The organism is Pseudomonas putida, from assembly GCF_016406145.1.
GTDB lineage: Bacteria > Pseudomonadota > Gammaproteobacteria > Pseudomonadales > Pseudomonadaceae > Aquipseudomonas > Aquipseudomonas putida_E.
The window spans coordinates 2,722,058-2,743,905 of the sequence record NZ_CP066306.1 but is presented as its reverse complement, the minus strand read 5'-3'; the positions used below and the strand labels follow the sequence as shown (position 1 = coordinate 2,743,905).

17 protein-coding genes are annotated in these 21,848 nt (G+C 64.3%); 3 read left to right on the top strand and 14 right to left on the bottom strand.

Annotated elements, in window-relative coordinates; genetic code table 11:
• From JET17_RS12515 to mnxG, 9 genes are all read right to left on the bottom strand, one after another.
• A complete protein-coding gene (locus tag JET17_RS12515) occupies window positions 1-795 on the bottom strand; it encodes a hypothetical protein (protein ID WP_012314324.1) in 795 nt (264 codons plus the stop codon).
• Entirely contained in the window at window positions 776-2,404 is a 1,629-nt protein-coding gene (locus JET17_RS12510; protein ID WP_085984878.1) for a GspE/PulE family protein, read from the bottom strand. The genes JET17_RS12515 and JET17_RS12510 overlap by 20 nt, the downstream gene beginning before the upstream one ends.
• Before the next feature lie 219 nt (window positions 2,405-2,623).
• Window positions 2,624-3,157 carry a response regulator gene (locus tag JET17_RS12505; RefSeq protein WP_042111969.1) on the bottom strand — a complete coding sequence of 178 codons (534 nt, stop codon included), beginning with the start codon at window positions 3,155-3,157 and terminating at the stop codon, window positions 2,624-2,626.
• Between the two features lie 237 nt (window positions 3,158-3,394).
• A complete protein-coding gene (locus tag JET17_RS12500) occupies window positions 3,395-4,036 on the bottom strand; it encodes a SurA N-terminal domain-containing protein (protein ID WP_012314321.1) in 642 nt (213 codons plus the stop codon).
• A 12-nt stretch (window positions 4,037-4,048) separates the two neighbouring features.
• Entirely contained in the window at window positions 4,049-5,575 is a 1,527-nt protein-coding gene (locus JET17_RS12495) for an ABC transporter substrate-binding protein (RefSeq protein WP_012314320.1), read from the bottom strand.
• 110 nt (window positions 5,576-5,685) lie between these two features.
• Window positions 5,686-6,351 (bottom strand): SCO family protein, encoded by a 666-nt coding sequence (locus JET17_RS12490; protein ID WP_012314319.1) that lies wholly within the window; start codon window positions 6,349-6,351, stop codon window positions 5,686-5,688.
• Window positions 6,348-7,004 carry an SCO family protein gene (locus JET17_RS12485; protein WP_012314318.1) on the bottom strand — a complete coding sequence of 219 codons (657 nt, stop codon included), beginning with the start codon at window positions 7,002-7,004 and terminating at the stop codon, window positions 6,348-6,350. The genes JET17_RS12490 and JET17_RS12485 overlap by 4 nt, the downstream gene beginning before the upstream one ends.
• Entirely contained in the window at window positions 7,001-8,983 is a 1,983-nt protein-coding gene (locus JET17_RS12480) for a cytochrome D1 domain-containing protein (RefSeq protein WP_012314317.1), read from the bottom strand. The genes JET17_RS12485 and JET17_RS12480 overlap by 4 nt, the downstream gene beginning before the upstream one ends.
• A gap of 18 nt (window positions 8,984-9,001) precedes the next feature.
• A complete protein-coding gene (mnxG, locus tag JET17_RS12475) occupies window positions 9,002-14,881 on the bottom strand; it encodes a manganese-oxidizing multicopper oxidase MnxG (RefSeq protein WP_012314316.1) in 5,880 nt (1,959 codons plus the stop codon).
• 270 nt (window positions 14,882-15,151) lie between these two features.
• On the opposite strand from mnxG, the gene JET17_RS12470 reads away from it, so the two are divergent.
• Complete coding sequence (locus JET17_RS12470; RefSeq protein ID WP_012314315.1) at window positions 15,152-15,439, top strand: hypothetical protein; 288 nt, start codon at window positions 15,152-15,154, stop codon at window positions 15,437-15,439.
• 80 nt (window positions 15,440-15,519) lie between these two features.
• Here JET17_RS12470 and JET17_RS12465 read toward each other — a convergent pair whose 3' ends face one another.
• The 4 genes from JET17_RS12465 to JET17_RS12450 all read right to left on the bottom strand — a co-directional run bounded on the left by JET17_RS12465 (window position 15,520) and on the right by JET17_RS12450 (window position 18,500).
• Entirely contained in the window at window positions 15,520-15,780 is a 261-nt protein-coding gene (locus JET17_RS12465; protein WP_012314314.1) for a DUF1652 domain-containing protein, read from the bottom strand.
• 219 nt (window positions 15,781-15,999) lie between these two features.
• A complete protein-coding gene (locus JET17_RS12460; RefSeq protein WP_012314313.1) occupies window positions 16,000-16,875 on the bottom strand; it encodes a pirin family protein in 876 nt (291 codons plus the stop codon).
• A 101-nt stretch (window positions 16,876-16,976) separates the two neighbouring features.
• Entirely contained in the window at window positions 16,977-17,849 is an 873-nt protein-coding gene (locus JET17_RS12455) for an alpha/beta fold hydrolase (protein ID WP_012314312.1), read from the bottom strand.
• 21 nt (window positions 17,850-17,870) lie between these two features.
• A complete protein-coding gene (locus JET17_RS12450) occupies window positions 17,871-18,500 on the bottom strand; it encodes a LysE family translocator (RefSeq protein ID WP_012314311.1) in 630 nt (209 codons plus the stop codon).
• 128 nt (window positions 18,501-18,628) lie between these two features.
• Between JET17_RS12450 and JET17_RS12445 the strand changes: the two genes are divergently transcribed.
• Window positions 18,629-19,108 carry a GNAT family N-acetyltransferase gene (locus JET17_RS12445; RefSeq protein WP_012314310.1) on the top strand — a complete coding sequence of 160 codons (480 nt, stop codon included), beginning with the start codon at window positions 18,629-18,631 and terminating at the stop codon, window positions 19,106-19,108.
• Window positions 19,109-19,247: 139 nt separating this feature from the next.
• Here the strand turns inward: JET17_RS12445 and JET17_RS12440 are convergent, their stop codons facing one another.
• Window positions 19,248-20,369 (bottom strand): MFS transporter, encoded by a 1,122-nt coding sequence (locus JET17_RS12440; RefSeq protein ID WP_042111968.1) that lies wholly within the window; start codon window positions 20,367-20,369, stop codon window positions 19,248-19,250.
• A 230-nt stretch (window positions 20,370-20,599) separates the two neighbouring features.
• Between JET17_RS12440 and mexE the strand changes: the two genes are divergently transcribed.
• Window positions 20,600-21,841 carry a multidrug efflux RND transporter periplasmic adaptor subunit MexE gene (gene mexE / locus JET17_RS12435; protein ID WP_012314308.1) on the top strand — a complete coding sequence of 414 codons (1,242 nt, stop codon included), beginning with the start codon at window positions 20,600-20,602 and terminating at the stop codon, window positions 21,839-21,841.
• The last annotated feature ends 7 nt before the right edge of the window (window positions 21,842-21,848 follow it).

Below are 21,848 nucleotides of genomic sequence, written 5' to 3'. Positions count from 1 at the left end.
TCAGGCCACCGCCCGCCACATGGCGCACAGCGGGTCGGCTTCGCTGGCCGGCTGGCACAGCTGCACCGCCGCCAGTTGCGGCACGTCGCCCCGGCCCGGGGCATGCAGGTAGACCTGCGGCATGTGCTCCCCATACAGCTCACAGGTCCGCTCGATCAGGGCCTGCAGGGCTTGGTCGCTGTCGGCGCAGCCCTGCGTCAGCACCTGCTGCCAGGCGCCACCGGCGGCCAGCAGCAGCACGCTGCGCCGTGGCTCGGCGAGGACAAACAGGAAATCACCCGCCTGCAGCTGCGATGAGCAGCGGTTGTAGGCAGCCATCAGGTACGGCTGCACCGAACGCAGGCGCAAGCGGTTTTCCCGGGCCAGTGCCTGCAGCCCCTGCAGCAGTGCCTCGGGCAAGGCCGTAGCAATGCGCGCGGCACCGGCCGGCTCTGGCGAAAGGACGATGCGCCAGTCATCGAGCGGCTGGGCATAGAGGTTCTCGAAGCAGGCCTGGGCGTAAGCCTCAAGCTCGCGTGGATGGCTGATGGCAGCGCTCCAGGGCACCAGGCAGAACCGGCTGTAGCGCGCCGACAGCAGCACCTGACACTGGCCACCGCGCACGGCATGCTCGCCCAGCAGCGCGGCCAGGGCCTGCAGGGCCGCATCCCAGGCCGGTTGCGCGGCGTCACCGGTGAAGGCGCGGCTGCCCAGCCATTGGTGCTGGTTGCCGTGCCAGCGGCCCAGGCCGACGCCTTCGGCGCCGAGCACGGCGCAGTAACGGGTAGAGGCATGATCACGCAATGAATGTGACACGGTTGATCTCCTCAAGCGTGGTACGGCCCTCGCGGACCAGGTCCAGGGCGGATGCGCGCAGCAGGCGCAGGCCGCGTTGGCAAGCCAGCGCCTTGATCTGCGCCAGCGGGCGTCTTTCGACGATCATTTGCCGCAGGTCGTCGTCCAGGTGCAGCAGTTCGGCGATGGCGCTGCGGCCGCGGTAGCCACTGCCGCGGCACTGGCCACAGCCCTGGGCGCGGACGAACGTCCAGCCCTGCACGCCTTCACGGGTAAGGCCGGAGGCGGCCAGAATTTCGTCATCGGCCTCGCACGGCGTGCAGCAATGCGGGCAGGCCAGGCGGATCAGGCGTTGGGCCAGCACGGCGTTGAGGGCGGAGACGAAGCTGTAGGGGTCGACCTGCATCTGGCTGAAGCGGCCGATCACATCGAAAACGTTGTTGGCGTGGATGGTGGTGAACACCAGGTGGCCGGTGAGTGCCGACTGCACGGCGATCTGCGCGGTATCGGGGTCGCGGATTTCGCCGACCAGGATCTTGTCAGGGTCGTGGCGCAAGATCGAGCGCAGGCCACGGGCGAAGGTCAAGCCCTTCTTCTCGTTGACCGGGATCTGCAGCACACCGGGCAACTGGTACTCGACCGGGTCTTCGATGGTGATGATCTTGTCCACACCGTGGTTGATCTCGCTGATCATGGCGTACAGGGTTGTGGTCTTGCCGCTGCCGGTGGGGCCGGTGACCAGGATCATGCCGTAGGGCTCGGCTGCCAGGCGGCGCAAGGCACGCAGGGTTTCATCGGCAAAGCCCAGGGCCTGCAGCTGCACGCCGCTGACACGGTCGGACAGGTCCTGTTTGTCGAGCACCCGCAGCACCGCGTCTTCACCGAAGATGCTGGGCATGATCGACACCCGGAAGTCGATCTGGCGCTCGCCTACGGCAACCTTGAAGCGGCCATCCTGGGGCACGCGCTTTTCACCGATATCCAGCTCGGCCATGACCTTGATGCGCGAAATCACCTGGTCGGCGAAGGCGCTGCCACTGGCCTTGCCGGCCGCGTTGAGCACGCCGTCGATGCGGTATTTGATGGTCAGGCCCTGGCCGGTCATGCCCAGGTGAATATCGCTGGCGTGCTGCTTGAGGGCGTCGTAAAGGGTTGAGTTGACCAGCTTGACCACCTTGCTCTGGTCTTCGCTGATGCTGGTCAGCGACAGCCGTTGCAGCGGGTCGCTTTCGCTGCTGGCTTCGGCATCGTGATCTAGGGCATCGACGGCGTGAAAGCTTTCTTCGTGGCGGGCCAGGAAGGTGGCAAGGTCAGCGGCGTGGGCCAGGTACAAAGGCGCGCCTTGCAGCACATCGTCGATCCAGGCCAGGCGGGCGTGGTCGAAGGGGTCGGCGAACACACCCAGCAGTTCACCGCCCTGCTCTATCAGCACGAACTCACGCTTCAGGCATTGGGCCAGGCTGATTTTGTCGAAACGAGGGGTGCTGGCCAACAGGCTCTGGCTGTCCAGTACCGGGTAATGCAGGGTGCTGCCCAGGCGGCGGATGAAGGTGTCGGGGGTGTCGCAGGCGAGGCGTTCGAGGCAATTGAGCAGGCGCTCGCCGCTGGCTTGCAGGCGGGCCTGGGCCATGAGATCGCGGGGGTAGCTTGAGGCTGGCGGAGCCTGTACTGGCGCTATCGCCGGCAAGCCGGCTACTACAGGTTCAGAGCAATGTTCAGGCGTGCGCTGAGCCTGTGGGAGCCGGCTTGCCGGCGATGAGGCCGAAACGCTGTGATCGACTGCATTGGACATGGCCTGCGACTCCGCTCAGGGGGCGCGTCGCAGGCTCGGTGAGGGCTGCGGGCGCCGCTATTCCCCGGTGAGCAGTTGGTCGTCGTCGGGTCCGGGGGGCTTGGCGCCATTACGGCGGCGGTCGGCCAGTACCCAGCTACCATCGTACAACTGCAAGGGGAACGATTCGTTCCTGTTCTGGCGTCGTTCGACGAACCCTTCTGCCGGGTTGTCCGTGGCCCTGCGCCGGCGCTCGATGCCCATCAGGTCGAAGATCGGGCGCGCCAGTTCCGACAGCGGGAACGGCTTGAACAGGACATGGGTCACGCCAAGTTCGGCGGCTCGCTCACGGACCTCGGCGGTCGGGTGGGCGGTGATCAGCACGAAGTGGCACTGCCTGTTCTTGCGCACAGTCTCCAGTACCTGAAAACCCTCCATATCGGGCAAGCGGTAATCCAGCACAATCACATCCGGTGCCAGGCACTCAGCCAGGCCGATACCACTGGCACCGTCGTGGGCAACATGGACTTCCAGGCCTTGCGCCTGCAGGTACGCTTGCAGGTTTTGCGCAAGAGTCTGTTCGTCATCGACTACCAATACTCTGTTCACCAAGGTCGACTCCCAAGAACTGCCCGGTTCCCCGGTCTGCGAAGTGCGGCCTTGGTAAGGCTTGAGCAGGCTTCGTGCCAGGCATGAATAGTCATGTTGCACCACGTCAAGTTATTGATTTTGCTGGTACGTTTGATAGCCCTACGAACAGGCTCAGGCCCGCTGCCCCACATCCGGGGCACCTGGTGGCACTTTGCCAAGCCGTTATTCCCCAGCTTTGGGGAAACGCCATCGCAGGCTTCAGTCAGCGATTTCCACTTTAGCGGATTCGCGCAAACGTTGGCGCGCCGCTTGCCTCGACTGCGCCTGCAATTGGCTGATGAGCGAGGCCCTGGCCAGCACCAGGCCCTGTTCGCGTATGACCGAAGAATTATCACTTTGGTTCTGCGCTCCTTGCAGTCTCTCTTGGTTGGCCTGATAAAACGCTTCCACCTCGGCCTGGGTGGGTTCGGCTACCGCGCTGAGCTGGGCATACACCTGTTGCGCTGCCAGCTCCCGGTGCAGGTAGTCAGCGTATGCTGCGCGGTCGAACCCTGCCTCTGCAAGCCGTCTTTCAAACAGCGCCGGGCTAGAGAATGCCGCCTCGACTTCACCTAGCTGCGCTGACACCTGTTCATCGCTGATGGCGATACCGCGGCGTTGGGCTTCTTGCCATAGCAACTCCTTGTCGATCAATTCGTCCAGGGCCTGGCTGCGCAGACGCTTGTACAGGGTGGGGTTGCGGATGCTGGTCACCGCCCGCCCCTGTGCCTGCAGATACTCGCTGAAGTAGCGTTCCAGGCGCAGCAGCCCGATGTCCACACCATTGACCCGCGCCGCCGGGCTATCGGCCCAGCCCGCCTTGGCGACCAGCAACAGCAGGCACAGCAACAGGATACGCATGGCAACCTCCACTCAAGGGCTGACCGGTACAGGCCGATACGGGGCGACAGCTGTAAAGCGTGGCCCAGGCAGAGCCACCGCGACCACATGGGCGCCGGCCAGGCCCTGGCGCTGGCCAGGCCCGAAGCCCAGCGGCGGGGTCAGACCGGTATCGACGTCATGCAGGCCCTCCAGCGCCGCAACCAGGCGTTCGCGGCTGGCGTCACGGCCGATCTGCTTGAGGGCTTCGCCAAGCAGGCGCAGGGCACACAGGGTGTTGACCTGCAGCGAGGCCTGACGCGGGTCGAGGCCTTGACGCTGCTGCAGGCCGGCCAAGGTCGCCCTGCCCTGCTCGGTCCAGTCGGCGGGCACGAACGGATAGGCCAGGAACACCCGCTGCGACCACTGGGCCGGCAGCGAGGCCACGGCACCGGCCACCTGGCTGGAGGTGGCGAACAGATAGGGGGCACGGCCTGCCGCCTGCAACGCCTTGGCCAGCTCGGCAAAGGCCTGGGCGCGGCCTAGAAAAACAATGCCCTGCCCCTGCACCGGCTGGCCTTTGAAGCCCTCGATCGGTGCTGGCGTCCACCCCAGCTGCTGCAGACGCTCGCGCACCTGTTCGGCCAGCATTGCCTGGTCATTGCCGGCATACACGACGCGCAAGCCATCTGGCGCCAGGCCCAGGGTATCGCGGGCATGTACGGCCAGGCTCAGCAACTGCGTGGCGATGCCTGGCAAGGGGTCGAAGATTTGTGCGCTGCCGCCGCCACGCGGTGTACTGCCAACCAGTGGCACGCCGTGTTGTTCGAGCAGCAGGGCCAGGCGCGGGTCGAGCATCGGAGCCAGCGGGCTGATCAGCGCAAATATTCGCGCCTGCTCGAGCAACTGCTGCAACGCATGCTCGGCACTGGCCAGGTCGCTGCCGGGGTCGGCGATCACCAGTTCCAGGCGCCGACCATGAATGCCGCCCTGCTGATTGAGTTGGGCCATCCCGTCCTCAAGCACCGCGCGCACCACGTGCCCGGCCTCGGCCAATGGCCCGCTGGCGGGCAACAGGGTACCTAGGCGCAGCACCCCTTCTTCCACGCCAGGGTCGCGCTCATCAGCCAGGCGTTTTAGGTAGGCGGTGAGGTTGCGCTGGTCGGCCAGGGTCAGTTCAAAGCGAGGCATGGCCGGGTCCAGGCGGTTGCCGGCCGGGTCCAGGCCGTGCTGGATGGCGCGGGCCAGGCTGTTGTCGGTGTAAGCCGGGTAGCTGCGACCGTTGCTCTGGCGTGCGCCCTGGCCCTGGGCCAGGCGCTGCCAGTCGAGGCTGGACGGGCGCACCCCGCCTTCGGCGCGGCCACGGCCATCATTGCCGTGGCAACTGGCGCAGGGCAACACGCTGGCGGGCACGCGCATGTCGCTGGCACCTACGCGGGCCAGCAATTGTGCGTCGCTACTGGATACGCCCTCGCGGTACAGGCGTTTACCGGCTTGCTCGTGGGCAGTGAGGTCAAGGGCAAGCGCCTGAACGCAGCAGCTCAGGCCCAGCGCCAAGCAAAGTAATCTCGCTGTGTTCATTCTGGCCTCATCGCCGGCAAGCCGGCTCCCACTGTGTTCTGCGCCGCTGCGCAGATCCTGTCAGTGCTGCCACTGTGTTCTGCGCCGCTACGCACATCCTGTCAGTGCATTTATCGTCCGGCCAACGGCTGGGTCAGCAACTGCATGCGTTGGGCAATGGCCGCTGGCGGTGCATCGGGGCGGATCTTGCTCCAGCGCTTGCCCGCCACGTCACCGGCTATCAGCTGGGTCGAGTGCTGTTCGGGGCTGGGCAGGAACTGGCCGATACGCCCCAGCACCAGATCGACGCTGGCCTTGTCGCCGGTCAGGAACAGCCAGTTGGCGCTGTCCACCCCCTGTTTTTCAGCAAAGGCCTTGAGCGCTGCCGGGGTGTCGTTGAGCGGGTCGCTGCTGATTGAGACGAAGGTCACCTGGCTGGCCAGCTCCGGCCCCATGGCCTCGCGCACCTCACGCAGCTTGCGGGTGATCAGCGGGCAGGCATCGGTGCAGTGGGTAAAGATGACGTTGAGCATCACCACCTTGTCTTTGAGCACATCACTGTAAAAGCGCAGCGCGCGGCCATTCTGGTCCTGGAGCACGGTGTCGGTGAACCAGGTGTGCGCATCGCGGGTTCCACCGCCACTGGCCATGGTCGGTGGCGCCGGTTGCGGGCTCGGGGAGCTCGGCGCGTGGTCTTCGTGGGCCATGGCGACCGACGCGAAGATCCACAGGCAACCGGCCAGGGCCAGCCAGTCGAAGCTGCGCATGCCGACGCGACAGGACGCTTGGCTGCTCATGGCTGCACCTCCTGGTGTTCGGCGATGGCCGTACTCTTGGCATGCACCCGGCGGGCGCTGAGGCGGTTGATTTCGTCGATCAGCACGGCTGGGTCGGTGAACCCGTAATAACGCGTCCAGTGGCCGCTGTGCCCGTCACCCACCAGAATCAGCGGAGGGTGCTGGCTGAGGTCGGCACTGAAGCTGCCCAGGCCTTTGAGGGTCTCAGTGATGGCATAGGGCGAGCCGGTCAGCCAGCTCCAGCCGGGGCCATGCTGGAAGGCCTTGGCGTAATACTGCAGGCGTTTGGAGTCGTCACGCTGCGGGTCCACGCTGATCGAAACCAGGCGGATTTCCTCGCCTACCCGGCCACCCAGTTGCTGCTGGACCTTGCCCATGATCGAAGACACTACCGGGCACACCGTGGTGCAACTGGTGTAAATGAAGCCCATCACCACCAGATGATCGCCGACCAGGTCCTTTTCCAGGCGCACCGGCATGCCATTCTGGTCGAGCAATGAAACATCGGCAAAGCGCACGCTGGCTTTCTCCTGATGTACCGCTGGCGGCTGCTGAGCATGCCCACTGTGGTCATGCCCCGCGTGGGCCAGGGCGAGTTGGCTGGCGATTGCCATGGAAAGTGCGAGCAGCTTGCAAGAATGTCTGGCGTTCATTGCACATTCCTCACTTCAGTCTGTGAAGCGGCAGACGCTGCGGCCGGCAGGACGCGCAGGCTGGTGTAGTTTTCTTCGGCGAACTTGCGCCCCAGCGACGGTGACTGCACATGCAGGTACCAGGCACCCGCTTCAGGCAGCATCAGCGCGGCCTGGTACACGCCCTCACCCACCTCTTCCAGCCGCAAGTTGCGCGGCATCGACGACGGCGCCAGGAAGTAACGCAGGGTCAGGTCGTCCAGGCCTACGCGCGGGCGTCCGTCATCACCGACGATACGCACCTTGGCGGTGAAGGCGCTGTGTTGCGGTAAAGGTTGGTCGAGGCCGAGGAACTCGGCATGCGCGCCCTTGCGCTTGACCGCATCCGGGGCGGCAGCCACGTCGGTGCTGAAACAGTGGATGATCTGCGGCTGGTTGAGCAGGAACGCCACGTCGAACTTGCCCGACGCCGGCATCTTCACCGTCGAGCCATACACCCCTGGGGCCAGTTCGCGCAGGCTGCGGTCGATGACGATGGCGGCACGGGCCTGGTGGCCGCGGTTGTTGTAACCCGACATCGGTGCATTCATGCCTTCGGTATAGAAGTACGTGGTGTTGTCCACCGGATTGACCACGAATACCGAATTGTCATCCCGTGACACCGATAACCCCTGGGCCAACGGCAGGTCCCCGGCCTGGCGCGGCGCGGCGGGACCAGCATCGAAACCCTGGATGATCGGTTGACGCCCTTCGCCCAGGCTGCTCAGGTTGATCATGCTGACCTTCGAAGACGCCAGGCCGCGCACGTAGGCATAACCTTTGGTGAACGTCAGTTGGTACGGCTCGGCCGCCACCGGGATGCGGTGGATCAACCTGTCGGTACTGGCATCGATCACCAGCGCCTGGTTTTCCAAGGTGTTGAGGACGATGCCGTAACGGCCATCGCTGCTAAAGCGCATCGGCCCCAGGCCTTGCTCGGCCTGGACGGTATGGCGCAACTGATGGCTACGGGCATCGTACACCCGCACCGTGCCCTCTGAACCATCGCTCACGTACACCGCCTGGGATAGCGGCGAGTAGGCCACTGCCAGCGGATGCGGGCCGACGTCGAGTGTTTTCACCAGGCGCATTTCGGGGATGTCGATGATGCTCAAGGTGCCGCCGTCGCGGTTGCTGACGAAGGCGTAGCGCGAATCGGCGCTGAAGGCGATTTCGTGGTGCCCGGAGCCGGTGGCGAAGCTCTTGAGCGTGGTGCGGCTGTGTACATCGATCACCGTCACCCCGCCCTTGGCCGGATCATCACTGTTGTTGCCGACCCACAACCGGCGCTGGTCCGGCTGCAAGGCCACGCGCAGCGGCATCTCGCCGGCCGCCAGGGTGGCCACGCGGGTAAAGGTTTCGGTGTCGATCACCGCGACCTCGCCGCGTTCGGGTATCGACACGAATACCTGCTTGTCATCGCCGGTAGCCACCCAGTCCATGGGCCGACCCGGCAAATCGATGCGTGCCAGGGTGCTGGTAACACCGCCCACCGAGACTGTCGGGTCGATCACGGTCAGGCTGGCATCCTTGTTCAGCACCAAAAGGAAGTAGCTGTTCAGGTCCAGCAGCGGCCTGGCACCGATGCTGCTCTTGAGAAACAGCGCCACCCGGGCCTTGCAGCTCTGGTCACGGCTGCTTTCCAGTGGGGCCGACTGCGCCGGGTCGATCCACGCCCCTGGCGCCATCCCCGACAGCGGTTGGCCGCTGTTCTGGTCGGTGACCTTGAAGCGAATATTGGCGAAGGCGCCTTCGCGCAGCTCGCTACCGGCCAGGGGCCGCGCTTCGAACTCCACGGTCACACCATCCCGGCTGAGCCGGTGCAGCGCCTGCGGGTCTGCGGGCTCCTGCAGCAGCTCGCGCGGGTCACACCAGAGCTCCTCGTAGGCCACGCCCAGGCCGATCAACGCCGTGCCCAGCAATACCCCCAGCACGGCGGGGCGGGTTTTCTTGTTATGCATATTCGTGCGCCCCTTTTCTTATTGTGCCGGCGCCGTTGCCGGCGGTGCGTCGTCGGTAACCCGCAGAATCCCCCACAGCCCCGAGGTATTGCCGTATGCGGCGTAGTCTCGGAACAGATAGTCGCCCGGCACCGCGTTGGCGCCCCCGGCGCTGGGCAACATGAAGCTGAAGTGCGCGGCGGGCAGCACGCTCTCCTGGGCACCGATGTACATCGACATCGGGTTGTAGCCAAAGCGCACCGAACCGATACCAGGCTGCTTCATCGGGTAGCCGTCGAGGTCGTTTTTCTCGGCCTGGTAGGCATGCAGTGGCCACAGGTGCCCGTCAAGCTGGTAGGTGATGCCACGGCTGCCGCCACTGGGCATCACCACATGGTTGCGCACGGGTTGACCGGGTTTGGCATACAGCACCGGGGTTTGCGGGTCGCTGCCCACCAGGGCATTGCTGTAGGCCATGTGCGCGTTGGGTACATCGCCGAAGCCAAAGCCATCGGCACGACCAAACGGAGCGTCCGGTGCCAGGCCGAAGCGCAACCACAGCGGCTCGGTCTTGTAGTTGATGGCCATGTTGCCGTTGTCTTTCGGGTCACCTGGCACACCGTTGCCTTCGGTGGCGATACCCTCCACCGGGCGGCCGTCGGCCCAACGCATGTTCAGCGCACGCTGCCAGACGGTGACGAAGTCGCGGTAGTCCGGCTGGCCACTGACCTTGACCGTGGCCTGGGTCCGGCTGGCCGCGTCCTCGGTAAAGGTCGCGGTCTGCGGCAGGATGCTCATGGCACCGACCAGGCCTTTCTGCGGTTGCTTGATGACATCCGCCGGGGTGAGGTTGAGGGCGCCGAACTCGATTGCCGTGGTGCGGATGTTGTCCACCGTGCGGCCCAGTTGCAGTACCGGCTTGCCTTCGCGTTCCAGGTGCCCGGCATAGTACTGGTACACCCTGGTCGGGTAGGCACCACTGTTACCGCTGCGCGGCGGTACGGTCTGCTCCGGGTTGAGGCCGACGTTGACGCCATCGGACTTGGTGATGTCATAGGCCAGCAGCTGTGCGTGCAGGCCAACGTGGCTGGAGGGCCGCATCAGGTTGTTGTTGAAGGCGGTGGCACCTTCGCTGTCGTTGCGATCGCGCTTGACCACGTTCTGCATCACCGCCGTGCTGGGCAGGTCCGGCATCACCAGCGGCAGGCGGTTCTCTAGGGTGATGCTTATGCAGTCGCCGGCATTGGCGCGCAGCACCAGAGGCTCGACCGGCACCCCGGCCTTGAGCTTGCCGGTGTTGGTGTCCAGGTCGGCCTTGCGCACATACAGCACGGCGGTCGGGTCGTGCAGTGGCGCGCTGTGCCCGCCCACGGTGAAGGTGGTGCCATCCTCCTCGTCGGTCACCGTCACCTGCGGGATGCTGGTGGTACGGCTGTTGAACACCAGGGTGCCACCATTGGCCTTCAGCGGGCCGCCGACGTGCTGGCCGATACCGGCCGGATCGTTGATGCTGACACCGTTGCGGTTTTCGAGGATGTCGTTGGCCAGCGCGGCAACGATTTCGTAGTTGCGCTTGACCGTTGGCCGGCTGCCGACGCCGCTGGGGTTGGCCGTGGTTCTTGGGCAGATGCCATCGAAGTTGATGGTGTTGCGCATGGCCACCGGCTGCGGGTTGTTCGGCAGCGCGAACAGGTCGGCACGCTGCGTGGTGTAGTTGCGCATGACGCCCCAGATACCGTTCCAGTAGCCTTCCAGGGCCGCGTCCAGCGAATACAGGTAGTCGCCATTGGTGGCCGCGGAGCTGGAGATCATCGACACCGGCGCCAGGAAGCCCAGCTGCTCGGATATGCCGATCATCTGCGAGGCCTTCCACCCCGAGTTGGAGCTACTGCCGTAGCCGGTACCGTTCTGCAGCCATTTGACGCCGTGCATCGTGACGTTGTGCTCCTCCTCATAGCCGCCAGCGTGCATACGCAACCGCACGTTGTCGCCAGAGTAGGTACGCAGCATCGGGGTGAACGGGTCGCCTGGCTCGCTGCCTGCCGTATTGATGTGCGGCGGGAACAAGGTGGTGCCACCCGTCGGGCCGACCGCGGAGTTGATCGCCGAGGGCGCCAGGTTCATGGCCGGGATGGCACGGTCGGTACGGCTCTGCAGGGCATAGCCCAGGTCGCCACCGAGGCCGTCGGCCTGCATGCCGCGTTTGCCGTCCGGCGCGACCTTGTTCGGGTCGAACACGCGCAAGGCCAACGGCTCGTTGCGGTAGTTGACGACGAACATGCCCGGGTCATCCACGGAGATCGCCTGTGGGCATGGCCGGGTCGGGCAACCAGGATTGAGGCCACCGCGCGATTCGACGATCGACTCCAGCAGGTTCGAGGCCTTCTGCCGCACGGGTGGGTTTATGGCGTAGCGGAAGCTGTCGGCCGTGGCTGGATAGGCCTGGGCATTGGGCACACCATCGGGACCGGCGCCCACATACACGCCGGCTTCATAGGCATGCTGGAAGTCGCTGTACTCAAGGAAGAACTCGCGATAGCTGTCGTTCTTGCCATCACCGTCATTGTCGCCGGTACTGATCACCGCCTGCCACGAGGTCGGGCCACCGTCCTGGCGCAGTGCGGGGTTGTACAGCTGCTCGCCGGTTTCGGCGTGGTGCCAGGTGGAGCCGGCAGGCTCGGCCAGCACAGTGGCATACAGGCCCAACTGCTGGTGGGTCGATGGGCCGAAGTGGTCATGGGTGAAGATGGTGCCCAGGCCGCGGTCGACGTTGTGCACGTTGATCAGCGGGTCGGCGAACCAGCGCTGCATGGCTGTGCGCGCACCCACCCAGTCGGCCCGGCCAAAGCGGCCGAAGTACGGGTGCAGCTTGGCCGTCGGGCAGGCGGCAGTGCCGTCGCGGCTGTCGCCCTGTGAACAGCCATTGAAAGCACGGATGGCGTTCACGCGTTCCACCACGCTGCCGGGCGAGAGGACACCGTCCTCGTAGTTCCAGCCGTTGGCCGAACCGTCGGCTGCGGTCAGGTCCCACTTGGGCAGGTGGATGTGCTGGCCGATCACATCGGTCGGTGTACGCACCTGGTAGTCGTCCATTTCATAGAACGCCGGGATCAGGTTGGTTTGTTGGTACATGGTGCAGTCGAAGGTGTTCATGCGCATCACCAGCGGCTCTGGCGGGCGCTGCTTGGTGATCACCGGCCATGCGTCTTCCCACAGCGCAAGGATGCGCGCCTGTGGGAAGTGATAGCCGACCTTGTTGTACACCGCGTCGAACTGGATGTTGGCCGCCTTGTAGATACGAGGGCGGTCGGCAGTGAACGTGGAGGCACCACGGAAGGTGATACCGCCCAGGCTCTCGCCGCTGAAGTATTCGCCCGTGGACGAGGCCTGGGTAAGGCGTTTGCCGCGGTCATCCATGCAGGGTTCGAAGAAGGGGGCGCCGGCGGTTGGCAGTGCGCCATTGGTGCGAAACGCCTTGGCCACCGGTTGGCTGCCAGGGATCAGGGCAAAGCTTGGGTGCTCGGCCTTGGCGTGGAACTGCATGGCGGCCTGCTCGACGTCGGTGCCCTCCTCGGGCAGGTAGATCGGCTTGGCCTTTTCTACCACCTTGGAGAAATCCAGCTTGGTGGTGGTGGTCACGGCCTCCCCCCCAGCGGACACACCATCGAGCGCATGGCGGCCCAAGCCGCCGTCCCAACCGTCGACCTGGTTGCCATCGAGGTTGGCCCACAGTGCTGCGCCGCTATCCTTGAGCTGGCGCGCCATGGCCGGGTCGAGCATGTCCAGCGGCGGGGTCGGCGGACGCTGGCCGACGCTGCTTTCCATACCGCCGATCCAGAAGGGGTAACCTGGGTTTTTCAGGGTGCCGTCAGCGTTGCGGTTGGTTTCGCTGCGGTCGACCAGCGCCAGCGAGCCTACAGCCTTGGCTGCGCCTGGCGCGTCGCTGTGATCGTCATCGCCGTGCTCTGGGTCTTCGTGATCCTCGTCATCCTCGGCGATCAGCTCTTGAGCCAGTTTCGGCACTACCACGACCTTGCCCGGCATCGGCGCCATGGCTTTGCCTGGCAGCGGCACGATCGCCGGGATCGGCGTACCTGCGATGATTTCGCCGTCCGGCAGCGCCCGTGCGCCGGCCGCCGGCTTGCCGCTGCGCAAGGCGAACGGCGTGTCATGGAAGCCGTCCTCCCCCTGCCCGCTGACTTCCAGGCGGGTACCCTCTTCGAACACATCGTGCACCCGCCACATGGCCCACATGCCTTGGGCGAAGTGCGGGTAGAAGTGGCAATGGTAAATGGCATCACCCGCCACACGGTTGCGGTTGCCCGAGCCGCCGTTGGCGATCTCGTAGGTGTACCCAACACCTGGGCCTATGCCCTGGGCGTCGATGTAGTCGGAGTTGTCGTCATTGGGGTTGAACAGCCACTGGTGGCCGTGCAGGTGGAAAATGTGTTGCTCATGGCCGTTGTGGGTGTTGCGGAACTTGGTGAAGTCGCCAATGTAGCTGTGGTGCACGTTGGCAGGCTCCGACGGGTACAGGGCCATGCTGGCCTTGACGCCAATGGCGTTTGCCGGTGGGGTTTCGCCTGGGCGAATGTGTTCCAGGCCGATGTTGGCCGGCACGTCCACCAGGGTGCCGATATCACCCACGGTGTGCGCGCTGAGGAAGAACTCTTCGTAGGCGCAGGACAGGCAATCATGCATCGGCCCGACCCCCAGGCGGTTGGCCACGACTTCCGCGCCCATGCCCCCCGAGCCGTAGTTGATCATGAACGCGTCGCGCGTAGGCTCCAGCACATGCCCCATGACCGGGTCCGCCCAGTAGCCGGGGAAGGCCTGAGTGGCGGCCACTTCATCGGCAAACTGCGAGGCGAAATCGCGGAACGCTTCCAGGCGGTTGGGCAAGGCCGGGTTGCGCTTGTTGATGCTCTCCAGCGGGTAGGTGGAACGCGGGAAGCTGCCGTCCGGGTTGGGCCCCATGACAATAGCGTCGGTTTCACTGCTGAGGATCTCGTTGCCGTCGACCATGGCGATGATCGGCTTGCCGGCTTTGCCTTCGGCTATCCACGGTTCAACCTGTGGGTAGCGGGCCTCGTAGTCGACCACGGGCTGGCCGGTGGCGGCACGGCCGGTACTGGCCAAGCGCATTTCCTCTTCGGTCAGGGTATTTCGATAGGTGCGCCCACCTTTGGGCACCACCACCACCTGGCCGAACAGGCCATTGGCTACGTTGCCGGCGTTGCCCTGGCCGCCGAACGTGGCACCCTGGCTGGTGGCGGCGAAGGCACCTTCGCGCTCGGCGTAGAGGGTGTAGCTGCGGGTAGCGCCAGGGGCGATCAGGAAGTTGCCATTGCGGCCGGTGTTGGCGGCAATGTCGCCGATGCTGTTGACGGCCTGAAGGCCGTTGACCTGAAAGCCGACGTGGCGATCAGTGACCTGCTCGTCGACGACGAAGTTCTCGCCCCCGTCATTTTCCACTTCTGCAGCTTCTTCGGCGTCTTCGCCTTCTTCTCCCTCTACACCTTCGACCTCGTTTTCATCATGGTCGATACCGTGTTTGTTGGGATTGGCCTGGTAAGCCAACAGGTTGGTCAGGTTGACCGTCAGGCAATCACCGGCGGCAACCCGCAGCACGATGGGACGTGGGCGTTTGTCCGGGCGCAGGGTCACTTTGCCCGGCACTGCGGCGCCCCCCTTGCTGAGCGGTACCTGATGCTCGTCCACTACATCCTGACGCAGGGCGAACATCATGCCGTTGGCGTTTTGCGCGCCAAGGCGGTTGAACATCAGGGGCTGGTCCAGGGCGATCACGTTCGCCACCAAGGTGCGCTGGCATTGCACAGCCGCCTCGCTGGTCGCCGTCCAGCCCATCAGGGCCAGTACAAGTGATGTGAGGACGGGGCCTTTGCTGGGGGTCGACATGCTGCACCTCCGGGACACAGGAACTGTGCAAGAGGGTCAGCAAGGTGCATGCCAGAAGAAAATATCCTTTCTATTCAATAACTTGGCTTTCGAATCGAACCGGATTGGGGTGAATTCCCCGCTGCGATCCCCACATCGGGGGATGGTATTCATTGTCATTGCGGGGGATTGGGTAAACGGCTTGTCAACAACCCTTGGAAAAAATTGAACGTCCGCGCTCACTTGCTTTCAAGATGATGAGTGACATCAACTCCCAGGAGCCCCGCAACGATGAAGATGCCCGGCCGCGCCCCCAACGCCAACGTGCAACTCGATTATGTGCGCGACACGCTGTTCGGCCCGGTAGCCCTGAGCGTTGAATGCCAGTGCCAGCTTGCCGCGCTGAACTTGCAGGGCCGCCCCGCCCTGCGCTTGCATATCTGCCCGCCGCTTCCGGACAAAGTCGAGCGCGCGCACAGCGTAGCCTTCGTGTGGGATGGTCGCAGTTACCACGGCGTTGTTCGTGACAAGGGCAAATGCGGCGATGGTGGGCTGAACCTGCTGGTTGAACTGCAATAAGCCGATCTACCGACTTTAAGTGGCCTGATGCCGGAATATGTGCGCCCGGCCAGCCTCGGCTGACCGGCGCACCCGAGCAATCAGGCGATCGCCCTTAGCGACGCTGGTTGACTGTCGCGCAGCGCATGCAGGTGATCGACCAGCTTCACCACGTCACGGCAACTGTTCAGGCTCTGCAATGAAACCCCGCTAAGCGTCACGCCCTGCTCCATATTTGGCCCCTGACCCAAGCGGATGGTCAGGCTGGTGCCATCCAGGCAACTGACTTCACAGTGATCAGGCAGGCAGGCCTGTTCAATCATTTGCCGCATTTCCAGTATCGAAACGCCTATCAATGACATGTTACGACCCTCTCTTCAGTGGATGGCCTGTTTATTGGAGTACGCCTTTGGCAGGCGGGGTGCCAATTGATAATGAGCATGCCAAGGCGGCCGTCCATGCGCCGGGGCAATGGTGATGCGGGAGATCATCTAGCACCTTAGTAAAAGAACGGACGCGCCCCACTACCGTTCGACCCAATGATGGCACTTCGCGACAAGCGGTCAGCGATGCAAGGCTGGTCAGTGGGGCTCGACCGCCATCTGGCCGAAGCGCCCGGCATGGAAATCATCGAAGGATTCGGCAATTTCCGCCTGGCTGTTCATCACGAATGGCCCATAACCCACAATCGGTTCGTCGATCGGCTCGCCGCTGAGCAACAGCACACTCGCTCCGTCCAGCGCTTCGATGGCCACGTCTTCACCCGCTCGCTCCAGCAATACCAGGCTGGCCGGCCCGGCTTCACGCTCACTGTTGACCCTCACAGTGCCACGCAGCACGACAAGAGCTGCATTGCGGCCAGCAGCGACAGGCAACTGCACTGCAGCACCTGCGCCCAGGCGCATGTCCCAGACATCCATCGCGGTGAAGGTGCGCGCTGGGCCTGGATGTCCCTGGTAGCTGCCAGCGATCACCCGAAGGCTACCTGCCTGCCCCGCCAACGGCACTTCAGGGATATCGGCTGCCAGCAGCGTCTGGTAACCGGCAGCGGCTCGTTTGTCCTGCGCAGGCAGGTTGACCCACAGCTGCACCATTTCCAGCATACCGCCACTGCGGGCGAACGCCGGGGAATGGAATTCCTCGTGGAGGATGCCGTTGGCGGCCGTCATCCATTGCACATCGCCAGGGCCAATCAGGCCTCCGGCACCGGTGGAATCACGGTGTTCCAGTTCGCCCTGATAAACGATAGTGACCGTTTCGAAACCACGATGTGGATGCTGGCCTACGCCGCGCCGGGCACTGGTGGGCGTGAAGGCGTGGGGGCCGGCATAATCCAGCAGCAGGAACGGGCTGATCTGCTTGGCCAGGTTGTCGTAGGTGAACAGGCTGCGCACCGGAAAGCCATCCCCTACCCAGTGGGTGTGAGGGCTGCGGTGAATACCCAGGATCTTTTTCATGAGAAGTCTCCTCTCTAAGGCTGGGTTAACCTTACCAATGAGACCAATCAGCCGGTAGCCCGCGCAAATGGCATGCATCGTTCCAGCAATGGAACAGTGATTTAGCCCTGCAGGTAATCCAGTATCCGCTGCGCGGCCATGCCCGGGTCTTCCTGCATGAAACAATGGCCTCCGGCGACCTGGCAGGCTTCGACCCTGGGGTTGATCGACGCCAGCCGCTGCACCGAATGCGGCACGAAGGGATAGGTCTGTTCGCCATACAGCACCCGGGTTGGCGCCTGGATGGCGGCAAGATGCGCCCACATGCGCGTCGGGAAGGAACTGAAAATCTCAACTTCACGGCTGGGCCGGCACTTGAGCACCACGCCCTCACCGCAATCGCCGATGGCATGTTCGATGTAGGCCTGCAGCGCCGCATCGCTCCAGCCCTTGAAGATGCCCCGCCCTTGCAGGGAGGCCAGCGCCGCTTCGCGGTCGGGCCAATGGCTGCGGCGGTTGGCGGCCTTGCGTGCCAGGACATGCCGGCGATGCAGCCCCACCAGCGCGGCGGCCCCCATGACCCCGATCATGCGCCGGCTGAACAATACCGGGTCAAGCAATACGGCGCGCTCGAACAACGCAGGGCTGCTGGCCAGGATCAGCCCGGTGAGCACGCCGCCAAAGCTGTGCCCCAGTGCATAGCGAGGTACGTCGCCATACTCGCCACGGCCCGTTTCGAAAGCCTCCACTGCCAACTCAGCCGTGCGGTTCCAGCCGCGGAACACACCGCCATGGTCACTGTCGCCATGCCCCTGAACATCACTGAGCCACAGGTCGAAGTGCTCGCCGAGACGCGCCAGCATCGGCTGGTAGGCCAGGCAGCAGAAGCCATTGCCGTGCAAGAAATGCAGCAGCGGCTTGCCGCTGGCCGGCGAGCGCCAGCCGCGTAAGGTGAAACCTTCGGAGCATTGGTGAGACCAGGGAATCAACTGCATCGGTTTGCCGTACTCTACGCGTTACGAAAACGCCGATTCTACAAACAGCAGCGGGTAAAGCGATATCACTAGCAGCAAGGCCATCAGGACATTGAACAGCATCAGCCAACGCGGGTTCTGCAGCAGGTTGCGCAGCGCACTGCCAAACATCACCCACACGCCGACGCTGGGCAGATTGACCAAGGCGAACACAGCCGCGATGACGATCACGTTCATCACATAGCCCTGGGCCGGTGTGTAGGTGGTGATCGCCCCTACCGCCATCACCCACGCTTTGGGGTTGACCCACTGGAACGCTGCTGCCCCCCAGAAGCCCAGAGGCTTGCGGGCATTGGACGAATCGGCGCTCAACGGCCCGGAGGTGGCGATTTTCCAAGCCAGGTAGAGCAAATAGGCGGCGCCCACGTAACGCAGCACGGTGTACAACGCAGGCCAGGCCTTGAACACCTCGCCAAGGCCCAGGCCAACGGCCAGTACCAAGACCATGAAACCGATGCTGATGCCCAGGGCGTGAGGGATGGAGCGACGCACGCCAAAGTTCACCCCTGATGCCAACAGCATGGTGTTATTGGGGCCTGGGGTTATCGAGGAAACGAAGGCAAACAGCACAAAGGCCATCAGCAGGTCGAAAGAGGCGAGCATGGCAGGCATTCCAGAATCGTTATGAGTGCTGTCACACTACGGCAGTCGCCTTCCGCACAACCGGTACAGTTACATTAAATTACGCAGATACACATGACTGTATCGATACGACGCACTGCTTTCCAAGGAAGCCCAGCATGAGCCTTACCATTCGCCCCGCAGTACGTACTGATGCCGCACAGATTCTTGCATTCATCACCGAACTGGCCGAGTACGAGCGTGCGCGCCATGAAGTGATCGCCACCCTTGCCGATATCGAGCACAGCCTGTTCGATGAAGGCAGCACGGTGCACAGCCTGATCTGCGAACGCGATGGCCAGGCAGTGGGGTTTGCCGTGTATTTCTACAGCTATTCGACGTGGCTGGGGCGCAACGGTATTTACCTGGAAGACCTGTACATCACGCCTGAGCAGCGCGGTGGCGGCGCGGGCCGCGACCTGCTGCGGCATATTGCCCGCGAAGCCGTGGAGAACCGCTGCGGGCGGCTGGAGTGGAGTGTGCTGGACTGGAATGAACCGGCGATCGGTTTCTACAAGTCGCTGGGGGCCGAGCCGCAGGATGAGTGGGTGCGGTACCGGCTGGATGGGGACAAGCTGCTGCAGTTTGCCCGCGGTTGATCGGTAACCTGTGTGAGCTTGCCGGCGATGCAGACGCTGCGGTGCAGGGCACCGGCTTCGCCGGTGATCGCCGGCAAGCCGGCTCCTACAGGTACCCCGCTGCTCTCAAGCTCAGCGCAAACCCAGTGGGAGCCGCCCGTCACGCGCCGCTGCGCACCCGTTGCATCACCGCGCCCACCAGCACCACATTGACCAGCGCCAACAGGCACAAGGTCACCAGCACCCCCATCGCGCCAAAGTGCTCGAACAGGTAGCCCCCCACCAGCGGCGTCAACGCTTGGCCGATCAGCGATGGCCGCGACATGCGCCCCATCAACAGCACGTATTGCGCAGGCGGCATCATCGCCAAGGGCAACAGCCCGCGCACGATCGCCCGCAAGCCATTACCACAACCGAACACCAGCAGGCCCACGGCCGTGGCCGCCGGCACCAGCGTCACCAGCAGCAGGCCGACCAGCACCAGGCTGACCCAAGCCAAGGCCGTCCAGATCGGATGGCGCTGGCCGGCCAGAATCTGCAACACCCTGGAGGCCACCTGGCTGGGGCCGAGCATCGCCGCCAGGCCAATTGCCACCGGCAGCGAGTGCCCAAGGCCCTGGAGCACGGCCACCAGTTGCACGGCAATTGCCGTCATGATGATCGCGCCAATAGCGAACATGCTGGTCAACAGCAGATAAAGCTGGCGATCGACCCCGATCGCGTTGCCTTGATCCTGTGCCTTGCGCACCTCCACCCGCCCCCCGGCCGGCAACACTCGCCAATACAAAGGCGCCACCACCACCAGCAGCACGAGCGCATAGCAGGCGCAGGTGGTGCGCCAGCCCAGGTGTTCGATGGCCAAGGCCACTGTCGGCCAGGACAGGGTCGAAGCGAAGCCGGCGATCAGGGTGATGCCCGTGATTGCCTTGCCCGCACCCTCGCCATACAACCCGCCAAGGGTGGCGAACAGTGCCTCGTACAGCCCCATCGCCATGCCGACCCCGATCACCGCCCAGGCCAGCAGGAACAGCCCCAGCCCTTGGCTGACGGCCATGAGCAGCAAGCCCATCGCGACCACGGCGCCACTGGCGGCCATCTGCGGACGGCCACCGTAGCGTGCAACCAGGCGGCTGGACAGCGGGGCAAGCAGCGCCGAGACCATCAAGCTCAGCGATAGCGCACCGTACACCCACTGGCTGGGCCATCCAGTGTCGCGGCTGATGGGCTCGGCCATCACCGCCATGAGGAAGAACGAACCGCCCCAGACCAGTATTTGCAGGATGCCCAGGCAGACGATGCCAAAGGGCCCGGGGAGTTGAGGGGAGCTGTTCACTATCGGGCCTTGGGTCACATGCGCGGGAGGATCAAAGCTGGCACCCTACCATGCCCGCCATCGATGAAATATCCCGACATATCATTGCGCGTGATAATAACCTTCGCTGCGTTCGATTCGTGCGTCACGCGCAAGGCACTCACACTCCGCCCACTACTAATACTTTGGCGGAGTTCTCCATGGACCACTCACTCAAACCCTTGCGCTTCCCCCTCGCTGCCCTGGCAGTGGTGGTGCTCAGCGCTTGTGGCCGCACCCCAGATGCCGTGCAGGCTCCCGCCGCGCCCAAGGTCACCGTCGCCAAAGTGATCGAGCAGCCGATCAACGAATGGGACGAATTCACTGGCCGCCTCGAAGCCCCGGAAACCGTCGAAGTGCGCCCGCGCGTATCCGGCCAGATCGACCTGGTGGGCTTCACCGAAGGCGCCCAGGTCAAGAAAGGCGACCTGCTGTTCCAGATCGATCCACGCCCGTTCCAGGCCGAAGTGCGCCGCCTCGAAGCACAATTGCAACAGGCCAAGGCCACCGCCATCCGCAGCGCCAACGAAGCCCGCCGTGGCGAGCGTCTGCGTGACAGCAACGCCATCTCCGCCGAGCTTGCCGAGTCGCGAAGCAGCGCCGCCGCCGAGGCCCGCGCCGGTGTCGATGCGATCCAGGCCCAGCTTGACCTGGCCCGCCTGAACCTCAGCTTTACCCGTGTCACCGCGCCGATCAGCGGCCGTGTCAGCCGCGCCCAGTACACCGCCGGCAACATCGTCACTGCCGATGTCACGCCACTGACCAGCGTGGTCTCCACCGACAAGGTCTATGCCTACTTCGACGCCGACGAGCGCGTGTACCTCAAGTACACACAGCTGGCCCGTGAAGGGCAGCGCGGCCAAGCCACTCCGGTTTACCTGGGCCTGACCAACGAAACCGGCAACCCGCACCTTGGCCAGATGAACTTCGTCGACAACCAGGTCAACCCGCGCACCGGCACCATCCGTGGCCGTGCCGTGTTCGACAACCGCGACGGCCAGTTCACCCCTGGCCTGTATGCCCGTCTGAAGCTGGTGGGCAGCGCCCAGTACGACGCCGTGCTGATCAACGACGAAGCCGTGGGCACCGACCTTGGCAAGAAGTTCGTGCTGGTGATGGACAAGGACAACAAGGCGACCTACCGCGCCGTGGAACTGGGGCCCAAGCTCGAAGGCCTGCGTATCGTGCGCAGCGGCCTGGGCAAGGATGATCGCATCGTGGTCAAGGGCCTGCAGCGGGTACGCCCTGGCTCGCCAGTCACCCCGCAAGAAACACCCATGGCCAGCGAACAGACCCTCGCCGCCCTCGCCCAGCAGCGCCAGGCTCTAGAAGCCAGCAACCCGCCGCCGAAGGTTGCCGGCACCAATGCAAAAGTCGCCAGCGCCCAAGCGCCGCGCGGTTAAGGGACAA

Bases quoted from the DNA above. Each gene is read 5' to 3' on its own strand.
- JET17_RS12445 (WP_012314310.1), top strand. From the start codon at position 18,629: ATGAGCCTTACCATTCGCCCCGCAGTACGTACTGATGCCGCACAGATT.
- mnxG (WP_012314316.1), bottom strand. From the start codon at position 14,881: ATGTCGACCCCCAGCAAAGGCCCCGTCCTCACATCACTTGTACTGGCC.
- JET17_RS12465 (WP_012314314.1), bottom strand. From the start codon at position 15,780: ATGTCATTGATAGGCGTTTCGATACTGGAAATGCGGCAAATGATTGAA.
- JET17_RS12485 (WP_012314318.1), bottom strand. From the start codon at position 7,004: ATGAACGCCAGACATTCTTGCAAGCTGCTCGCACTTTCCATGGCAATC.
- JET17_RS12510 (WP_085984878.1), bottom strand. From the start codon at position 2,404: ATGGCCCAGGCCCGCCTGCAAGCCAGCGGCGAGCGCCTGCTCAATTGC.
- JET17_RS12490 (WP_012314319.1), bottom strand. From the start codon at position 6,351: ATGAGCAGCCAAGCGTCCTGTCGCGTCGGCATGCGCAGCTTCGACTGG.
- JET17_RS12500 (WP_012314321.1), bottom strand. From the start codon at position 4,036: ATGCGTATCCTGTTGCTGTGCCTGCTGTTGCTGGTCGCCAAGGCGGGC.
- JET17_RS12495 (WP_012314320.1), bottom strand. From the start codon at position 5,575: ATGAACACAGCGAGATTACTTTGCTTGGCGCTGGGCCTGAGCTGCTGC.
- JET17_RS12480 (WP_012314317.1), bottom strand. From the start codon at position 8,983: ATGCATAACAAGAAAACCCGCCCCGCCGTGCTGGGGGTATTGCTGGGC.
- JET17_RS12450 (WP_012314311.1), bottom strand. From the start codon at position 18,500: ATGCCTGCCATGCTCGCCTCTTTCGACCTGCTGATGGCCTTTGTGCTG.
- JET17_RS12460 (WP_012314313.1), bottom strand. From the start codon at position 16,875: ATGAAAAAGATCCTGGGTATTCACCGCAGCCCTCACACCCACTGGGTA.
- mexE (WP_012314308.1), top strand. From the start codon at position 20,600: ATGGACCACTCACTCAAACCCTTGCGCTTCCCCCTCGCTGCCCTGGCA.
- JET17_RS12470 (WP_012314315.1), top strand. From the start codon at position 15,152: ATGAAGATGCCCGGCCGCGCCCCCAACGCCAACGTGCAACTCGATTAT.
- JET17_RS12455 (WP_012314312.1), bottom strand. From the start codon at position 17,849: ATGCAGTTGATTCCCTGGTCTCACCAATGCTCCGAAGGTTTCACCTTA.